This window comes from Pantoea sp. EKM21T (assembly GCF_011800405.1).
GTDB lineage: Bacteria > Pseudomonadota > Gammaproteobacteria > Enterobacterales > Enterobacteriaceae > Pantoea > Pantoea agglomerans.
This window is the reverse complement of record NZ_JAALFV010000012.1, coordinates 48,372-66,543: the sequence shown is the minus strand read 5'-3', so window position 1 is coordinate 66,543 and position 18,172 is coordinate 48,372. Positions and strand designations below refer to the sequence as shown.

The window sequence follows — 18,172 nt, the reverse complement described above, 5'->3', positions numbered from 1 at the left end:
ACCGTTACAGCAAATTCGCGTCTAAAAGCAGATTAAAATCAGATGGCGGCATGTTATCAGAAACCCCGCATGCACTCATCCCACATTGTCAGTTGCTGCTCAGGACCTGCTGATAAAGCGAAGTCAGCGCCTGCGCCAGCCGTTGTGGACCATAAGGTTCAATTTTGCGCCGCGCCGCGTCACCCATTCGTGAATCGACGGAAAGCGCCGGTATTGCATTAACAGCCTGATTTAACCCGTTGATATCCAAAGCATCACAGACGAAGCCTTCCTGACCAGCGGTAATAAATTCTGCGCCACCGCAGCCAGTGCTGGTAATCACCGGTAAGCCGCAGGCCATCGCCTCCAGTACCACATTAGGAAAAGGATCGTAGAGGGTGGGCAGCAGCAGGCCATCAGCCGCGTGATAGAACGGCTGCACATCCTGCTGTACGCCGACAAAGCGCAGGCGGTCCAGACAGTTAAGCTGATTTGCCAGCTGCTGATACCGCTGCAGTTGCTTATCCTGACCCACCACAATCAGATAACGGTCGCTGGCAGCCAGCGCCTGTATCGCCGCTTTCAACCCCTTGCGTTCAAAGCCGGAGCCGACATAAATCAGTACGGTGGCCGCATCGGGCAGCGCCAGCTGCTGACGGGTGGCGCGACGTGCAGCTTCCGTGGAGGGCTGGAAACGGCTGGCATCGATAGCATTATGAATAACGTGGATTTTTCCGGCGTCGAGCGAGAAACAGCGCAGGATATCGCGCTTTACCATCTCAGAATTACAGATCACCGCTTTCAGCGTCGGAGAGTTAAACATCTCCGCTTCCGCCTGCAGGACATAGCGATGATAAGGGCTGAGCACAGCACTCAGTCGTTGCCACGATGAGACGATGCGGGCGCGCTGTTCCAGCCAGACGCGATGAACACCATCACCCGCGCGAAAAATATCACAGCCCGCGATGCGCTCGTGGCTTTGCACAATATCGAACTTTTCGCGCTCCCAGCAGGCGCGTGCTGCAAGGGCAAAACCGCGCTCACGGGATACCCGGCCCAGCTTTGCAGGATTACAGATATGCAGATGCCAGTCAGGATTGGGTGTGCCCTGCCAGCTGCGGGTAATGATGTTGAGATCGAGCTGCTCGCTGCCCAGCGCTTCCAGCGCGCGCGAGATAAAACGCTCGGCACCGCCATCCGGACGATATTTCTGCCGGACAATCGCCAGCCGTAACTTACTCATTCAGATAGCTCCTCGCTGCCGCGACCACATCCTTCACCGGAATGGCCGACAGATAACGCTGGTCTGTTTTGGTGTCGATGGAATCGGGTGAGGGCAGCGGGCCATAATCCCCCGCCCAGATGACATGATTATTGTCGCCCCATGGCCGCCAGTGCTGCAGCTTGGTCGGGCCAAACAGCGCAATACAGGGCGTTTCAAGTGCGGCGGCCATGTGCATTGGTGCAGAGTCGACACCAATAAACAGCCGGGCATGATCGATAAGCGCCGCCAGCTGCGGCAGAGTAAACTGACCGGCCAGCGAAACCACATCCGGCGACGCACACAGTGCCCGAATGCGGTTGATCATTGCCAGCTCCTGTTTGTCCGGCCCGGCGGTCAGCACCACTTTGCGGCCCGGCTGCGCCAGCTGATCGAGCGTGGCAGCAACGCTCTCCTCTTCCCAGCATTTAAAGCCCCAGCGTGAGGTCGGCTGCACCACAATATAGGGCGCGGTTACCTGGTGTTCTGCCAGTCGGGTCAGCACAATTTGCTGGTCAGCGTCGCTGTAGTGCATTGAGACACGTGCGCCGTCGCTGCTGATGCCGAGGGGTGCCAGCGCCGACATATTCTGCTCAACGGTATGCAGCTTGCTGTGATTGTGTGTGGAGACCAGCTGATTGTGACACCATCGCCACAGGACGTTATCACGTTTTTTATAGGCAAAACCGATGCGAACGGGTGCCGCAGAGAGCCGCGTAATCAGGGCAGCCCGCCACTGATCGGCCAGATTAATCACCAGATCATAATGTGCGTCACGTATGGCGCGAATTAATGCACGCTCATGGCCCAGCTTGCGCCAGGTGCCCTCCTGCTTCCATTTACGATCGATGACGTGCAAATGGCGGATAGCCGGATGCGCTTCCAGCATCGGACGCGTCTCCTGATAGAGCAACACGTCGATGCTGGCCTGCGGATAACGCTCATGAAGCGCATTGATGGCGGGCGTTGTGAGCAGCATGTCACCATGATGGCGCAGCTTAATCAGTAATATATTTTTTGGAGAGATGTTTGCTGGAGTCAGGCTGGCCATAAACAAGAGTTCTCAGAATTCAGTGAACCGATTGTAGGGCAAACCCTTTTTAGGATAAAGCCAGCCTCAAAGGTTATTTATCACGCCAGCGATAGAGCCGGGCCAGCCACAACAGCAACTGATACCACTGCTTAATTCCCCGGGCGTTGCGTAACATGCGCAGGTGTGTCCGGGTGGCGAACAGCTCGGCAATGATTGCCTGGCGTGCGCGGGCGTCAGGCTCACGTCTTACACTGTGGCAAACGCTGAGCGCTTCATGGGTCACCTGATAGTGAAACGACGGGTAGATCTTCACGCGGTCACGATAGCGGTCATTGAGCTCTTCCAGCAGTCGCGCAATCTTCATGTAGTGACGCTGATACTCTACGTTGCGCTCGCCGGTACGTTTGCGATTGCTGATTGAGGCGTCGTGCATATAGTAGCGATAGAGTACCGCTTCGGTATAACGCACGCGTTTTGCCAGCAGCATAAACTCGGTGGTCCAGGGAATATCCTGATGATGCAGGCCGGGTTCAAACTGCAACTGATGCTGCTCAATCAGTTCCCGGCGATAGATGCCCAGCCAGACCACATGCATATAACGATGGGTTTTCAGCGCGGTATTCAGCCAGTCGGCACCGCTCAGTACCGGCGTGCTGCGCAGGCGATCCAGCGGAATCAGCGGCTTTACCCGCTGGCTGTGTTTGAAAAACCACTCGGCGTTGCACTGTGCCGCATCCAGATTATCTGCCTCCGCCAGTGTCACCAGCGTCTGATACATATCGGGTTGCATGGTGTCATCCGCATCAGGGAAGGTGACATATTTCCCGCGGGCAATCGCCAGTCCGGCGTTGCGGGCGCGCGAGACGCCGCCATTTTCCTGATGTATCACACGAATGTGAGAATGCTGCTGTGCATACTGATCGGCGCGCTCGCCTGAGCCATCGGTTGAACCGTCATCGACGATAATGATCTCAAGCAGAGTCAGCGTCTGCGCCAGCAGTGACTGCATGAACTCATCAAACATGCTGCCCGCATTGTACATCGGGGTAATGATACTCAGCAGAGGAGAAGTACTCATGACAATATCTGCACCAGTATTGTATTCATTGCGAAAAGGCGTTGCCTCGTCATAAATCATTTCCAAATCAGCAGAGTGAAATCAGGGAGTTCACAATTATAAAACGATGTTGCATCCCTGCTTTACTAAAAACCACGCCCGATAATAATAATGCGCTATATGCGCTTTTTTTACGCAATGTGGCCGTGCAGGTAAACAGATTATTATGCTGGCTTGCTGTCAGCGCCGTTATTACAGAGGTCGTGGCAAACAGCTGGCGGGATAAATGGCGGGAAAGTCAGGCGCTGAAATAACAGCGCCCGTATCAATCTGATAAACCTGAGTGTGCTATTGCTCACTCTGCTTAAAAAACTTGAGACTGACATACTTCATCATCCAGCTCAGGCTTTCAGCATACTGTTTCTGATGCCATTTTACGCGGGCGAATCGCTTCATCTCTTTATAATGCTTTGGCGTATCAAGCGGTTGTGAAGCCCAGGGTGAGCGCTGGTAATAGCTATAGTAGCGCTGGGAAAGATCGCTGCCAGCCCATGCATGCCAGGGTTTGCATTTACCGGTGTAGTGAATCATTACCGTCTCTTCAGGCACGCCCGTGTGATCCCAGACTTTATTGGCGATGATGTCATAAATGTGGTTATAGCGGTCTGGCAGGATCAGGACCTCATCCTCCAGCACGATATTCAGCGCATCCTGATCGGGAAAACCAAACTCTGCGCCCCGCGTTACCAGCACGTCGGTAATGCGCGCGGTGGTCTGCCTTTCGAGCCAGCGTGGAATATTAATCAGCATAAAGCCGGAGTTGAAATAGTGGTGGTGCTTCAGCCCCAGCCTTGCGCACTGGTTATGTCGCGCTCGCGGTGTGTCATTACAGGCTGCCAGCGTGTAATCAGTGATATCCAGCGTGAACAGGGGAGAGTAGTCGCCCACCACCAGGGTGTCAGCATCAATATAGATCACCCGATCGCTGTAGCTCGCCACGGTTTCCGGGATCAGGAAACGGTAGTGGATACTTTTGGGATAGCGTCCGACCGCAGGCAGCTGATCAACCCAGGCACGGTTAAAGATATGCAGCGTGATCGCCAGACGATGGCCCGTGGCCAGTGAACGCAGTTTTTCCACATCCTCTTCGCAAAGCGAGTCTGAAAAAACATGGGCGTGGAAAGCGGTATCAGGATGATGGCTGAGAAGTGAAAACAACGTAATGCCCAGGCCACGCGCGTAGGCGTAGTTGATGCCAAACGCAACATGAACCGGATTATCATCCGTGTCAGCAAGCGTGTTAACCAGCAGCTGACTTTGCTGAACGGCCTCAGCAAGAGGGGTAATTGCCATTACGCTTCACTATTCCAGATTATGAGTAATAAACGTTTGTATTCTAGTCAGTTTATCGTGATCCAGCCCGAATAATTTTTCAGCAGGCTGATCAAACTGAAAACGGGTGGCAAAAACGAACGTCGACGCAGCAATATTATCCGGTCCGATAAACAAAACGTTATTGACCGGACGCTGTTCCCGGACTTCACACGGGCCATAAAGCATGATCACCGGTATCTGCTGCGCATCCGCAATATAAGCATTGCCAGAGTCAGAGGAGATGTAGAAATCCATCTGTGCAATGGCCCACGGAACCTCTTCCAGTTTTAGCTCACCAATCAGACTGACGATATTGTCTTTCGGGCCGGTCAGGCTCAGTAACTCATCCAGCCACGGCTGCTCAGCCGGTGGGCCAAACACATAAAAGGTGCAGGGCAGGTCAGCCAGTGACGCCATCAGATGCTGCCAGATGCTGGCAGGAATGGTTTTAGCCCGATTTCCGGCAGAAATACTGATGCCAATTTTAATACCGCTGCGCGGATTAAGCAGCGCGGCGGGCGGCGCAGGCGGCTGCCAGAGCGGTGAGGTCGCATGCTTAGGGAAATCGGTGTAGCGGTAGTCTCGATTAATCAGCTTCAGGTAGCTGTCGAGCGTTAAATCCGTTTTGGTGTGGTCGACAATACCGCTGGCGCTGCGATAGAAGGTCTTATGGTAGGACTTACGCACATAGGTGCGCAGAAACTGCTTGTTCGGTGCGTTGCAGAGCGCGGCGAAAAACAGGTTCACGCTGTTTGGCTGCACCAGATAGACGTTGTCATAGCGGTTCATCAGAGTGAACGCGAGCTTCAGTTTGGCAAAAAAGCTGCGCTTCGCCTCTTCAATCAGGAAATAGCGGCTGACCGTGTCATCATGACGCGCCAGCGGCTCCACCGCTTTGCTGATAAGCAACTCAGACTGACCCAGCGCACGCAGCATCGGGGTGATATTAATAAAATCACCAATCTTCGCCGTCTGGATGATCAGGCTGCGTCCGGTTGGCCGGTAAAACAGCCGCATTATGGCCCGGAAAGGCAGCAACAGCAGGTAGATCAGCACATAGTTCATGGCATGTTTTCCGTAATAACGGCCCGCAGTTTCTCTGCCACCGTGTCAGCAGTCAGCTCCGCCAGATTATGATTCGGGGCGCTCAATGCCTGTTGGTTCTGCCCGTAACCGCCAATCAATCCAGGATCGGTCGGACCATACAGCGTGAGGTTGGGGCGATCCAGTGCCGCCGTCAGATGGCTCAATCCGGTATCCACTGAGACCACCGCCCGTGCGCCCGCCAGCTGTTGTGCTATCGCTTCCAGCGTCAGCTTAGGCAGTACATCGACATGCTCAAATCCTTCTGCAAGGCGCTGCGCACGCTGATGCTCATGTTCAGCACCCCAGGGCAATTTCACCCGCAACCCGCTGGGCTGCATCTGCTCAATCAGCTGTCGCCAGTGTGATTCCGGCCAGTGCTTGTTGTCACGCGTCGTGGCATGCAGAAAGACCAGGTAATGATGTGCGTCAGCGGGCAGATGATGCAGGAAGTGTCCAGCAATTGCGTAGTCACCCTGACTTTGCGGCTTTTCATAGCCCAGGCTTTTGGCGAACAGTTCGCGCGTCCGCTCAACCGCGTGCTGTCGCTTACTGACCTCATGGCGGATGTCATACCACCAGCTGGCGAACGGCTCACGTGCGCTACGGCTGTCCTGTCCATGTTTCACCCCTTTCGATAATCGGGTGACCAGCGCGGCACTTTTGATCAGGCCCTGTGCATCAATCACGATATCGTACTCACGTGACTGTAACGCGCGCTTAAACAGCACGCGCTCTTCACGCTGCTGACTGCCAAACCAGTGTTTGCGCCAGCGGCGAATCGCAACCGGTAACACCTTATCTACTGCGGGATGCCAGCCAGGGATCTGTGCGAAATTCTCTTCCACTACCCAGTCGAAACGGATGCCGGGAATGGCATGCATTGCATCGGTCAGTGCCGGGAGCGAATGCAGCACATCGCCCATTGATGAGGTTTTAACAATCAGGACGTGCATGGCACCTCCTGTGGCGCGAGCAGTTCGCTCAGCGTCTGATGTACACGTTCAGGCTGAATATCGATCAGGCTCTGGTGATAGCCCTGTTCGGCATCGCCTTTGCGCACTTTGTGATAGCCGGTAATCAGGCGAATAATTCGCGCCTGCTTTGCCAGCGGCGGCGTAAAGTCAGGGCTGCTTGGTCCATAGAGCGCCACCAGTGGACGATCCAGCGCCGCGGCGATATGCATCAGGCCGGAGTCGTTGCTGACCACGGCACGGCATTGCGCCAGCAGAATCACCGCCTGTTCCAGCTGAGTTTCACCCGCCAGATTACGGCAGTGGCCGCGAGCCTCTTCGGGCAGCGCCGCGATAATCTCTTCGCCGGTCGGGCGATCTTTGGCGGAGCCAAACAGCACGATCTGAAAGCCTTCAGCAATCAACTGGCGGGCCAGCGTGGCGTAGTGATAGTGCGGCCAGCGTTTGGCCGGACCAAATTCAGCACCCGGACAAAAACCGATGACCGGACGGGTCGCGGCGAGCTGAAACTGTGCGGCCGTTTCAATTTTTTCCTGCTCTTCAACCTGCAGTTTTGGCCACAACAGCGGCTGAGGCAGCTGCGCCGCCGACGCAACAGGTGTGTCGTAGCCCAGCGCAACGTAGCGCTCAACCATCAGCGGAAACGCGGCTTTATCCAGCACGCGCAAATCATTCAGCAGGCCATAGCGCATTTCACCGCGCCAGCCGACGCGGCGTTTTATTCCGGCAAAGAAGGGGACCAGCGCCGACTTGAAGGAGTTAGGCAACACATAAGCACGGTCGTAGTGACTGGCGCGCAGCACTTTGCCCAACCGGCGACGCTCACCGATTTCCAGTGCGCCATGCCCAAGCGGCATCGCCAGCGCCTGATTCACCTCCGGCATGCGTGACAACAACGGACGGCACCATACAGGTGCCATCACGTCAATCACCGCATCGGGATGTTCGGCCTTGAGGGTGCGATAGAGACTTTGCGACATCATCATATCGCCGACCCACGACGGGCCGATTACCAGAATTTTCATCGCCGGAGCAGCTTCCTTTATGCGTTACGGTTCAGCCAGACCATATAGTCAGCGACGCCCTGCGCCACCGTTTTAAATGGCTTGTCGTAGCCGGCCGCACGCAGCTTAGTGAGATCGGCCTGAGTATAGGCCTGGTACCGTCCTTTGAGTTTTTCCGGGAACGGGATGTACTCGATCTGACCTTTCTGGTGGAACTTCAGTACTGCGTCAGCCACTTCCTGGAAGGACTCGGCGCGGCCTGTGCCACAGTTGTAAATCCCGGAGACGCCATTTTCCCAGCACCACAGGTTCACTTCCGCAACATCATCAACGTGGATGAAATCACGTTTAAAGCCGTCGCTGCCTTCAAACAGTTTTGGATTTTCATCGTTGCTGATCTGCGTGTTCAGATGGAAGGCAACGCTTGCCATGCTGCCCTTGTGGCCTTCACGCGGTCCATAGACGTTGAAATAGCGGAAGCCGCATACCGGCGAGTTCGCTTCCGGCAGCATCTGACGGACGTAATGGTCGAACAGCATCTTAGAGTAGCCATAAACATTAAGCGGCTGCTCATACTGACGCTCTTCAATGAAATTCTCGTTGCGTCCGCCGTAGGTCGCTGCGGAAGAGGCGTAGAGGAACGGGATCTCGCGCTCAAGACAGAAGTGCAGCAGCTCTTTGGAGTACTGATAGTTGTTCTCCATCATGTACTTGCCATCCCACTCGGTGGTGGAGGAGCAGGCGCCCTGATGGAACACCGCTTCGATCGGGCCTAAATCATCGCCCGCCATCACGCTCATCAGGAACTCTTCTTTGTCCATGTAATCGACGATATCCAGGTCGACTAAATTGGCAAACTTGGTGCCATCCTTCAGATTATCCACCACCAGAATGTCGGTGTGACCGCGATCGTTCAGCGCTTTGACGATGTTGCTGCCAATCATTCCTGCGCCGCCAGTTACGATAATCATGTTGTTACCTTCAACGTTGTGGGGTGAAACAGGAGGTTTCACACACGAATACCTCACATCATAACATTTCATCAGGGTGCAGACAGCCAGATGACTCTGTAACGCTTTGTGCGTACATCCTTGCGGCGTGAACTATGCTGCAAAAATGACATTCTGTTGGGCGATTTATCGTGAAGAAGCGGCCTGTTCAGTAAGATATGCCAGATTTTTGCCATCTGAGGAGAGCAATGATGCCTGCGCAATTTTATCAACAACTTCGTCAGCAACTTGATGATGCACGTCAGGAAGGACTGTTTAAACAGGAGCGGATCATCACCTCTGCCCAGCAGACGGAGATCGCGGTTGGCGGCGCTCCGGCGGTGATTAACTTCTGTGCCAATAACTACTTAGGTTTAGCGAACCATCCGGCGCTGATTCAGGCGGCGAAAGAGGGGATGGATTCGCATGGTTTTGGTATGGCGTCGGTGCGCTTTATTTGCGGCACGCAGGATAGTCATAAGCAGCTGGAAAAGCGGCTGGCAGACTTTCTCGGCATGGAGGATGCCATTCTTTACTCCTCCTGTTTCGATGCCAATGGCGGCCTGTTTGAAACCCTGCTCGATGCGCAGGATGCCGTCATCTCTGATGCGCTGAACCACGCTTCCATTATCGATGGCGTCCGGCTGTGCAAAGCGCAGCGTTACCGCTATGCCAATAACGATATGGCGCAGCTGCGCGCCTGCTTGCAGGAAGCGCGCGATAAAGGCGCGCGTCATATTCTGATCGCCACCGATGGGGTCTTCTCAATGGATGGGGTAATTGCGAATCTGCCCGCTATCTGCGATCTGGCCGACGAGTTCTCTGCGCTGGTGATGGTGGATGATTCCCATGCGGTGGGCTTTGTCGGGAACGCCGGACGCGGAACCCATGAATATTGCGATGTGATGGGCCGGGTCGACATCATTACCGGCACGCTGGGTAAAGCGCTGGGTGGCGCCTCCGGTGGCTACACCGCAGCAAAAGCAGAAGTGGTGGAGTGGCTGCGCCAGCGTTCCCGTCCCTATCTGTTCTCTAACTCGCTGGCCCCGGCCATTGTTGCCGCCTCGCTGCGGGTGCTGGATCTGCTCAGCGAAGGCGACGGGCTGCGTCAGCGTCTGTGGGACAACGCCCGTTACTTTCGGGAGCAGATGACGGCGGCGGGCTTTACGCTGGCGGGAGCCGATCACGCCATTATCCCGGTGATGCTGGGTGAAGCCAGCGTCGCCCAGGAGTTCGCCCGCCTGCTGCAACAGGAAGGCATCTACGTTACCGGCTTCTTCTATCCGGTGGTGCCAAAAGGTCAGGCACGCATTCGCACCCAAATCTCTGCGGCGCATACCCAGCAACAGCTGGAACGTGCGGTGGCGGCCTTTACCCGTATCGGCAAACAACTGGGCGTTATCGCCTGAGGAGTCCGTCATGAAAGCACTCGCCAAACTGAAGAAGGAAACGGGCATCTGGATGGTGACCGATGCGCCGGTTCCGGAGCCGGGCCACAACGATTTGCTGATTAAGATTCGCAAAACCGCTATCTGCGGTACCGATGTCCATATCTACAACTGGGATGACTGGTCGCGCAAAACCATTCCGGTACCGATGATTGTCGGTCATGAATATGTGGGGGAAGTGGTTGCGATAGGACAGGAAGTGAAAGGCTTTACGATTGGCGATCGGGTCTCGGGCGAGGGGCACATTACCTGCGGACATTGCCGTAATTGCCGTGCCGGGCGAACGCATTTATGCCGTAACACAATGGGTGTAGGCGTTAACCGCCAGGGCTGCTTTGCGGAGTATCTGGTTATCCCGGCCTTCAATGCGTTCAAAATTCCCGACAACATTTCCGATGAGCTGGCGGCAATCTTTGATCCGTTCGGCAACGCCGTGCATACCGCGCTGTCGTTCGATCTGGTGGGTGAGGATGTGCTGATATCCGGCGCGGGTCCTATCGGCATCATGGCCGCCGCGGTCTGTCGCCATGTCGGCGCACGTAACGTGGTGATCACGGACATCAATGAGTATCGTCTGTCACTGGCGCGCAAAATGGGCGTCACGCGCGCGGTCAATGTGGCGAATGAGGATCTGCGAGACGTGATGCACTCGCTGGGCATGACGGAGGGATTCGATGTCGGACTGGAGATGTCTGGTGCACCGCCTGCCTTCCGTTCATTGCTGGAGGTAATGAACCACGGAGGGCGGATTGCACTGCTGGGCATCCCGCCGGGTGAAATGGCGATCGACTGGAACCAGGTGATCTTCAAAGGGCTTTTTATCAAGGGCATTTATGGCCGGGAGATGTTTGAAACCTGGTATAAAATGGCGGCGCTGATCCAGTCCGGGCTTGATTTAACGCCGGTTATTACCCATCGCTATGGAATCGACGATTTCCAGCAGGGCTTTGATGAGATGCGTTCAGGACGCTCGGGAAAAGTGATACTGAGCTGGGATTAAAACAACGGCCGCCAGGGCGGCCGTATGATTAGCTTTGTTTTTTCTCTTCATCGGTCAGGTAGCGCACTTTGCGCGTGTAGTCCTGGCCTTTGAAGTTCAACGGCTGTTGCGGATCGGCGAGGTATTTTTGCCATTCCGACAGCGGAAAGCCGCCATGTGCGCCTACCACTTCAGGCGGGATCACCGCCGACTGACCGCCAATTTTCTTTGATACCGGCCAGTTAGCCCATTCGCCCAGATTGACGGTTTTAATATCCAGCATGTCCAGCAATACCGCGAGCGGCAGCTGGTCAGTAGGCGGCTGGCTGTCGTTCATTAAATTCCAGGTATCATTAAACAGCGTCAGCCACAGCGGTGAAATACGCTGCCAGACTTCACGGGTGGCAGCCAGGTAAGCCCCATTCACGTGATCCACCAGCCAGGGCCGGATACTGTGCGGGTAGTAGGCGGGAATCGCCTCTTCCGGCGCATCAGCCAGCTTGGCAATCATTTTCCCCTGACGAAAACTGGAATAGAGATGGCCGGGCTTCATCATAATCTCGGGCATCTTAAGCAGATTGAGGTCGGAATCGATCATCAGAATACCGTCGCCTTTTGCCTGTAAGGGCGCCTGCAATTTAATCAAACGACTGCGATAGATCTGCTTGTAGCGATAACTCTCTTCCCGATGCGGGACATCCAGCGTCGCGACGCGGGTTTTTACTGGCAGGCTGCCAAAGGCGTGAGCCGGCTGATCGCTGACAATTACGATCTCTTCAGCCTCTGTCGCAAAGCGCGCTGCAAAATCGGCACTGAGCAGGGCTTCTTCGATATAGTCCACGCCGGTGCAGGGGATCACGACAGAAGTGACCGGTACAGTGCCCTGAACCTCTTTCTGCGAATAAGGCAGGTTATGACTCGCCCTGATATGGCGATAACGGGGATTTAAAAAATTAAGCATGAGGTTTCTTTTTCACGACGCTTTGCAAAATATTCTCGACGCCGCTGATATAAGTTTCAATAGCGTACTGTTCACGTACGCGTTTCGCTGCCGCATTGATCAGGCGTTGACGTAAATCCGCATCCTGCCACAGCGCGGTCAGATGCTGGGTCAGTTGCACCACGTTGCCATAATCAAACAGCAGCCCGGTTTCGTCATGACTGATCAATTCGGCAGTGCCGACCACGCGGGATCCCACTACGGCGGTATTCACCAGCATCGCCTCCAGCACAACCCTTGGTAATCCCTCACTGCGTGAGGCAAGAATAAACGCATCAAAGGCGGTGAGGTAATCCAGCGCGTTGTTCTGAAAGCCGGTAAAGACCACGTGCTGCTGGATGTTCTCTGCAGTAGCGAGTTGCAGCAGATGCTGAAGTTCCGGACCCGCTCCGACCACCACCATCTTCCAGTCGGCATCGGGATTAGCACGTTTAAAACGGCCCAGTGCCTGCAGAATATGGTGATTAGATTTACGCAATATCAGCGAGCCGATCGTGCCGAACACAAAGGTCGAAGGGGAGAGTTTAAAGCGCTGGCGTACTTCAAGGCGGTCGGGCAGAGGCTGGTGGATGTCGATAGCATTATTGACGGTAAAACAGCGTTCCGCATCAACACCGTGGCTGCGCAGGGTGTTATTCACGCCCTGTGACACGGCAATGATCGCCTGGCAATCCTGATTGACCATGCTGACCAGCCGCGGTTCCAGAACCGGATCGATACGGCAGTGTTGCACTACCGCAACATCCAGGCTGCGCGCCGCCAGATAACCTTCCACATTGGTGCTGGGCTGGTTATTCATATAGAGCGTGTCAAACTTCCCCAGCTGCAGCAGTGAGTTGATTTTGCTGGCATTGGGCATAATGCGCCAGTGTGTATCAATCTGATCGATGGCGCGCTTCTTGAGCTTTTTATTAAAAAACAGCAGTGCCCGCGCGACTTCTTTAACAAACTTTGCCCAGCGTGGTTGCCTGATTTGCGGAATAAAAAAGACCGGGATAGCCAGCGCATTCAGCGTGGCCTCAATGGTTTCGTCGTTGCCACGGCTGTAGTTGTGATAGAAGCAGCAGGTGATATCAAACTTTTGACGATCGATACGCTTCAACAGCTCCAGCATACTGTTGGTGCCGCCGCCCCACTCTCTGCCGTTATCCAGCAGCAGGATTTTTTGTTTAATAATCGTCATCCCTATCACTGTTCCCGCACAGCACGTTATCGCCCGACCCAGGATTATAGTAATTTCTGCGTATAAATGAACGCTAAGCTGAACACTTAGCATTCATAGCAAATTCAGAACAGATTTTTTAGCGTGTTAAACAGCGGGCTGTTATTCACGCTTTCAGCTATTACCGTTAAGGCTCGGGTGGCAGGAACCGGCGCCAGCGGCTGTTTCGGTTTACACAGGTCTGCAGGCTGGAAGCGCGGTGTCACCGGTTTTGCCGGCGCCACAGGCGGCCGTGAGCCGCTGTGCAGTGATTCGTTCAGCAGCTGACTGGGACGAACCAGCGTAACGTCGGCTGGCAATGTGGGTAACATCTGCTGCAGCACCCGCACGGTGTTAGGGTGGGGATGACCAATGGCAATGGCGTAACCGTCGCGCTGCGCCAGTTTCACCGCCCGACTGAACTGCTGGCGGATGGCATTAATATCCTGGCTGTCATCCAGAAATACCCGGCGTTTTAATACCCTGACCTGGGTGCCCTGTGCGGCAGGAACAGCCTGACTGTTAGCGATGGTCATGCTATCCAGAAAGTAGAGATTGTAGTGGTTCAGCGCCTGCATCACTTTCTGCATGCCGGGCAGGCTGGAGGTCATCCTGCTGCCCATATGGTTGTTCAGACCTACGGCATAAGGCACGTTGTTAACCGCATTGCGCATGATGCGGGTAACTTCTTCGCTGCTCATCTCCGGCGTTAAGGTATCTTTTTCCAGCGGCTGCTTGCTCAGCGGCGCCATGGGCAGATGGATCAACACTTCGTGACCACTCTGGTGCGCTTTGGTGGCCATTTCACGGGCATGTGGCGCGTTGGGCAAAACCGCCACTGAAATGGCCTGCGGCATCTGCAGGACCTTGTTCTCTTCGGCAGGGCGATAGCCTACGTCATCGATGACAATGGCCAGTTTGCCCGCCTGCGCAGCGTAGCTGAACAGCAGGGCGCTCAACAGAACGGGGATTTTTCGAAGTTGCAGCAAAACCTATTTTCCTAACCACGGGAGTGGATTGACGGCCTGTCCCTGACGTCGGATTTCAAAATAGAGCGACGGGGTACCGCGGCCACCACTGGTGCCCACCAGTGCGATAGGCTGTCCTGCCTTCACCTGCGTACCCACGCTCACCAGCGCACTTTGGTTGTAGCCATACAGGCTCATATCGCCTTTACCATGTTCCAGCACGACCACCAGGCCGTAGCCCTGTAACCAGTCGGCCATCAGCACGCGGCCATCGGCGATAGCTTTCACCTCGGTACCTTCGCGCGCATCAATCACCAGTCCTTTCCAGCGCAGTTCACCCTGCAGCTGTTCACCAAAGCGATGTTCAATGCGTCCGCGTACCGGCCACAAGGCCTGCCCGCCGGCGCGACCGAGTCCACCGGTGCGCGCCACCAGTTCGCGTTCGCTCTGAGTCGGCTGATAGCTGGAGCCTTTGGCTTTCGCCTGCGCCTGACGCTGACGCACTTTTTCCGCCTCACGCGCTTCACGGGCGGCGCGCTCGCGCGCCTCGCGTTCCGCACGGGCGATCTTATCCTGCAGACGGCTTTCGTTCTGACGCATCTCGACCAGATCGGCCTGATCTTTTTCCAGCGCGCTTTCCAGTGTCGTCAGGGTTTTTTTCCGCGCTTCGCTCGCCTGTTGCAGCTTCTGCTGCTGGCCCTGCTGCTGCGCTAATAAGCCTTTCTGCTGCTGTTGCTTCTGCTCCAGCGTGGCGCGTTGCTGAGCCAAATCCTGACGCGTCTGTTGCAGCGATTCGATACTTTTCTGGCGCGCCGCATTCAGATAGCCGAAATAGGCCAGAATACGCTCGCTGCGCTGACTCTCTTCACCGCCCATCAACAGCTGTACACCGTTGTGCTTACCCTGACGAAACGCCGCATCAAGCTGCTCTGAAAGCAGGTTTTCCTGTTGGGTTTGCTGTTTTTCAAGGCGGGCGATGGAGGTGGCAAGCTGTTTGATTTCGTCATTCAGGGCGTTGAGGCTATTGCGGGTGTCACGCAACTGACGGCTCGCCTGAGCGATGATTTTTTCCTGGCTCTGCAACTGATCCAGTAATTTGCTGCGCTGCAACTTTTGCGCTTTAACGCTTTTCTCTTTTTCAGCGATGTTTTGCTGAATAGATTGCAGCTGAGATTTGCTGTCTTCTGCACTAACGGCGGCGGCAGGCAATAACAGTGCCCCCGCACAAAGCAGGCTAAGGGAGAGGCTGGACAAGTGTGTGAACAACGGCAGGTTATCGCCGTTGGGACGGGTCCTTGTGTGCGAAACGGTTGTTTTTCCCTTCATAGGCCAATGATTATTCCACGATGAACCGCCGCTTACCAGTGCTCCCCACTGGCATTTGCTTTTCCAGTTATGTCCACTTTCACAATGACATGGATTAAGCCTTACGCCATTTTTGCTATTCAGCCACTTTTTTTGGAAAATGAAGCACAAATCGATACTCTGGCCGCATAGCATCTGTACATGCGAAGTGGCGCAGGTATACTCAGAACCCTTGTTTTAGCTTATTAGCCCGGTCTGGAGTCGTTACCCCTCATGCAAGAAATTATGCAGTTTGCAAGCAATCACCCCATCCTGAGTCTGGCATGGGTCGTTTTACTCGTTCTGGTGATTGTGACTACCGTTAAAGGAATGTTCTCTAAGGTAAAAACGATCAGTCGCGGTGAAGCAACCCGCCTGATTAACAAAGAGGACGCGGTAGTTGTAGACGTGCGTTCGCGCGACGATTTCCGCAGAGGCCATATTTCAGGTGCGCTGAATGTCGCAGCCGCTGAGATTAAAAAAGGCAACATCGACGAACTGGCAAAGCATAAAGCGCAGCCCATAATTGTGGTGTGTGCAACCGGACAAAGCGCGGGTGATTCTGCTGCGCATCTCAGCGCGGCCGGCTTTGAGCGGGTTTCAGTGCTGAAAGATGGTATCAGTGGCTGGAGCGGCGAAAATCTGCCGTTAGTTCGCGGCAAATAATCTTACAGAGGTGCTGATCATGGCAAATGTTGAAGTGTATACCAAGGCGACCTGTCCTTACTGCCATCGGGCGAAGGCGCTGTTAACGCAAAAAGGCGTATCGTTTCAGGAGATCCCCATTGATGGAGACATGGCGAAACGCGAAGAGATGATCAAGCGTAGCGGCCGCACCACCGTGCCTCAGATTTTTATTGATGCGCAGCACATTGGTGGCTGCGACGACTTATTCGCACTCGATAATCGCGAAGGTTTAGATCCCTTACTGCAGGCGTAATTTTACGCCGGACAATCTCATACATAGGATTTGGTCACATGTCAGAACATAACACCAACGAAATGCAATTCCAGATTCAGCGCGTATTCACCAAAGACATCTCTTTTGAAGCGCCAAATGCACCACAGGTTTTCCAGAAAGAGTGGGAACCGGACGTTAAACTGGATCTGGACACTGCATCTTCTCAGCTGGCTGACGAAGTTTACGAAGTGGTACTTCGTGTGACTGTAACCGCCACCGTGGGCGAAGAAACCGCTTTCCTGTGTGAAGTTCAGCAGGCCGGTATTTTCACCATCAGCGGTATCGAAGGAACGCAGATGGCACATTGCCTGGGCGCATACTGCCCGAACATCCTGTTCCCGTACGCACGCGAATGCATTACCAGCCTGGTATCACGTGGTACCTTCCCGCAGCTGAACCTGGCACCGGTTAACTTTGATGCGCTGTTCATGAACTACCTGCAGCAGCAGCAAGGTGAAGAAGGTGCTGAACCACATCAGGATGCCTGATGACAACTCACGCTTCGATTAGCGTCATCGGTGCCGGTTCATACGGCACCGCTTTGGCGATTACGCTGGCCCGCAACGGCCATCCGGTGCTGTTGTGGGGACATAACCCGGCGCATCTGGCGCAGCTTCAGAGTGACCGTTGCAACACCGCTTTCCTGCCTGATGTCCCGTTCCCCGACCATCTTTCTCTTGAACCTGATCTGACTAAAGCTATTGCTGCCAGCCGCGATTTATTAGTTGTGGTGCCGAGTCATGTCTTTGGCGAGGTGCTGCAGCAGATCAAGCCTCATCTGCGATCCGACTCGCGCATTGTCTGGGCGACCAAAGGGCTGGAAAAAGAGACCGGCCGTCTGTTGCAGGATGTGGCGCGGGAAATTGTCGGCGATGACATTCCGCTGGCTGTAATCTCCGGACCGACCTTTGCGAAAGAGCTGGCAGCCGGATTACCGACGGCTATCGCGCTGGCCGCAACGGATGCGCAGTTTGCTGAGGATCTGCAGCAGAAGCTGCACTGCGGTAAGAGCTTCCGCGTTTATAACAACCCTGACTTCATCGGCGTACAGCTGGGCGGCGCGGTAAAAAACGTGATTGCTATCGGTGCCGGGATCTCTGACGGGATTGGTTTTGGCGCGAATGCGCGTACCGCACTGATCACCCGTGGTCTGGCTGAAATGAGCCGGCTGGGCGCCGCGCTGGGTGCCGATCCCACCACCTTTATGGGGATGGCGGGTCTGGGCGATCTGGTGCTGACCTGTACCGATAATCAGTCGCGTAACCGTCGTTTTGGCATGATGCTGGGCCAGGGCGAGGATGTAGATAGCGCGCAACGCATTATCGGACAAGTTGTAGAAGGCTACAGAAACACCAAAGAAGTCAAAGCATTGGCTGCCCGTTTTGGTGTGGAAATGCCGATCACCGAGCAGATTTATCAGGTGCTGTATTGCGAAAAGCCGGCGAGAGATGCAGCATTGAGTCTGCTGGGACGAACAAGGAAGGACGAAAACAGCACTGGCTAACGCAGGACGCGTA

18 protein-coding genes are annotated in these 18,172 nt (G+C 54.9%); 6 read left to right on the top strand and 12 right to left on the bottom strand.

All coding sequences use genetic code 11. The features are described 5' to 3' along the window. Positions 1 to 88 precede the first annotated feature (88 nt). From HFD87_RS20200 to rfaD, 8 genes are all read right to left on the bottom strand, one after another. A complete protein-coding gene (locus tag HFD87_RS20200; RefSeq protein ID WP_167423837.1) occupies positions 89 to 1,222 on the bottom strand; it encodes a glycosyltransferase family 4 protein in 1,134 nt (377 codons plus the stop codon). Beyond that, entirely contained in the window at positions 1,215 to 2,291 is a 1,077-nt protein-coding gene (gene rfaQ / locus HFD87_RS20195) for a putative lipopolysaccharide heptosyltransferase III (RefSeq protein ID WP_010672090.1), read from the bottom strand. The genes HFD87_RS20200 and rfaQ overlap by 8 nt, the downstream gene beginning before the upstream one ends. A gap of 73 nt (positions 2,292 to 2,364) precedes the next feature. After that, complete coding sequence (locus tag HFD87_RS20190; protein WP_191914759.1) at positions 2,365 to 3,351, bottom strand: glycosyltransferase; 987 nt, start codon at positions 3,349 to 3,351, stop codon at positions 2,365 to 2,367. A gap of 327 nt (positions 3,352 to 3,678) precedes the next feature. After that, positions 3,679 to 4,683, bottom strand: a complete 1,005-nt coding sequence (locus HFD87_RS20185) for a glycosyltransferase family 8 protein (RefSeq protein WP_010672088.1) — start codon at positions 4,681 to 4,683, stop codon at positions 3,679 to 3,681. 9 nt (positions 4,684 to 4,692) lie between these two features. Then, entirely contained in the window at positions 4,693 to 5,769 is a 1,077-nt protein-coding gene (locus tag HFD87_RS20180; protein ID WP_167423835.1) for a glycosyltransferase family 9 protein, read from the bottom strand. Further along, positions 5,766 to 6,743, bottom strand: coding sequence for a lipopolysaccharide heptosyltransferase RfaC (gene rfaC, locus HFD87_RS20175; RefSeq protein WP_010258262.1), 978 nt, complete (start codon positions 6,741 to 6,743; stop codon positions 5,766 to 5,768). The genes HFD87_RS20180 and rfaC overlap by 4 nt, the downstream gene beginning before the upstream one ends. Then, positions 6,731 to 7,786 carry an ADP-heptose--LPS heptosyltransferase RfaF gene (gene rfaF, locus HFD87_RS20170; protein ID WP_167423834.1) on the bottom strand — a complete coding sequence of 352 codons (1,056 nt, stop codon included), beginning with the start codon at positions 7,784 to 7,786 and terminating at the stop codon, positions 6,731 to 6,733. Before rfaF ends, rfaC begins: the two co-directional genes overlap by 13 nt. A gap of 17 nt (positions 7,787 to 7,803) precedes the next feature. Next, positions 7,804 to 8,736 carry an ADP-glyceromanno-heptose 6-epimerase gene (gene rfaD, locus HFD87_RS20165; protein WP_010258257.1) on the bottom strand — a complete coding sequence of 311 codons (933 nt, stop codon included), beginning with the start codon at positions 8,734 to 8,736 and terminating at the stop codon, positions 7,804 to 7,806. Positions 8,737 to 8,966: 230 nt separating this feature from the next. Between rfaD and HFD87_RS20160 the strand changes: the two genes are divergently transcribed. Further along, positions 8,967 to 10,163 carry a glycine C-acetyltransferase gene (locus HFD87_RS20160; protein ID WP_031292635.1) on the top strand — a complete coding sequence of 399 codons (1,197 nt, stop codon included), beginning with the start codon at positions 8,967 to 8,969 and terminating at the stop codon, positions 10,161 to 10,163. Between the two features lie 10 nt (positions 10,164 to 10,173). After that, a complete protein-coding gene (gene tdh, locus HFD87_RS20155; RefSeq protein WP_010258251.1) occupies positions 10,174 to 11,202 on the top strand; it encodes an L-threonine 3-dehydrogenase in 1,029 nt (342 codons plus the stop codon). A 28-nt stretch (positions 11,203 to 11,230) separates the two neighbouring features. Here tdh and HFD87_RS20150 read toward each other — a convergent pair whose 3' ends face one another. The 4 genes from HFD87_RS20150 to envC all read right to left on the bottom strand — a co-directional run bounded on the left by HFD87_RS20150 (position 11,231) and on the right by envC (position 15,676). Beyond that, the gene (locus HFD87_RS20150) at positions 11,231 to 12,142 is read right to left on the bottom strand and encodes a hypothetical protein (protein WP_132500029.1); all 912 of its coding nucleotides are present in this window, start codon (positions 12,140 to 12,142) and stop codon (positions 11,231 to 11,233) included. Next, positions 12,135 to 13,364, bottom strand: coding sequence for a glycosyltransferase (locus HFD87_RS20145; RefSeq protein WP_010258244.1), 1,230 nt, complete (start codon positions 13,362 to 13,364; stop codon positions 12,135 to 12,137). The genes HFD87_RS20150 and HFD87_RS20145 overlap by 8 nt, the downstream gene beginning before the upstream one ends. 104 nt (positions 13,365 to 13,468) lie before the next feature. Further along, the gene (locus HFD87_RS20140; protein WP_052271778.1) at positions 13,469 to 14,371 is read right to left on the bottom strand and encodes a divergent polysaccharide deacetylase family protein; all 903 of its coding nucleotides are present in this window, start codon (positions 14,369 to 14,371) and stop codon (positions 13,469 to 13,471) included. Positions 14,372 to 14,374: 3 nt separating this feature from the next. Continuing rightward, positions 14,375 to 15,676 carry a murein hydrolase activator EnvC gene (gene envC, locus HFD87_RS20135; protein ID WP_029519509.1) on the bottom strand — a complete coding sequence of 434 codons (1,302 nt, stop codon included), beginning with the start codon at positions 15,674 to 15,676 and terminating at the stop codon, positions 14,375 to 14,377. Positions 15,677 to 15,928: 252 nt separating this feature from the next. Between envC and HFD87_RS20130 the strand changes: the two genes are divergently transcribed. The 4 genes from HFD87_RS20130 to gpsA are packed head-to-tail and all read left to right on the top strand — an operon-like array spanning position 15,929 to position 18,159. Then, positions 15,929 to 16,360 carry a rhodanese-like domain-containing protein gene (locus tag HFD87_RS20130; protein ID WP_010258234.1) on the top strand — a complete coding sequence of 144 codons (432 nt, stop codon included), beginning with the start codon at positions 15,929 to 15,931 and terminating at the stop codon, positions 16,358 to 16,360. A 19-nt stretch (positions 16,361 to 16,379) separates the two neighbouring features. Next, entirely contained in the window at positions 16,380 to 16,634 is a 255-nt protein-coding gene (grxC, locus tag HFD87_RS20125; protein ID WP_010258231.1) for a glutaredoxin 3, read from the top strand. Positions 16,635 to 16,672: 38 nt separating this feature from the next. Further along, entirely contained in the window at positions 16,673 to 17,143 is a 471-nt protein-coding gene (secB, locus tag HFD87_RS20120; protein ID WP_010258229.1) for a protein-export chaperone SecB, read from the top strand. Further along, positions 17,143 to 18,159: an NAD(P)H-dependent glycerol-3-phosphate dehydrogenase gene (gene gpsA / locus HFD87_RS20115; RefSeq protein WP_170933492.1), complete on the top strand. Its 1,017-nt coding sequence runs from the start codon at positions 17,143 to 17,145 to the stop codon at positions 18,157 to 18,159. Before secB ends, gpsA begins: the two co-directional genes overlap by 1 nt. Positions 18,160 to 18,172 lie beyond the last annotated feature (13 nt).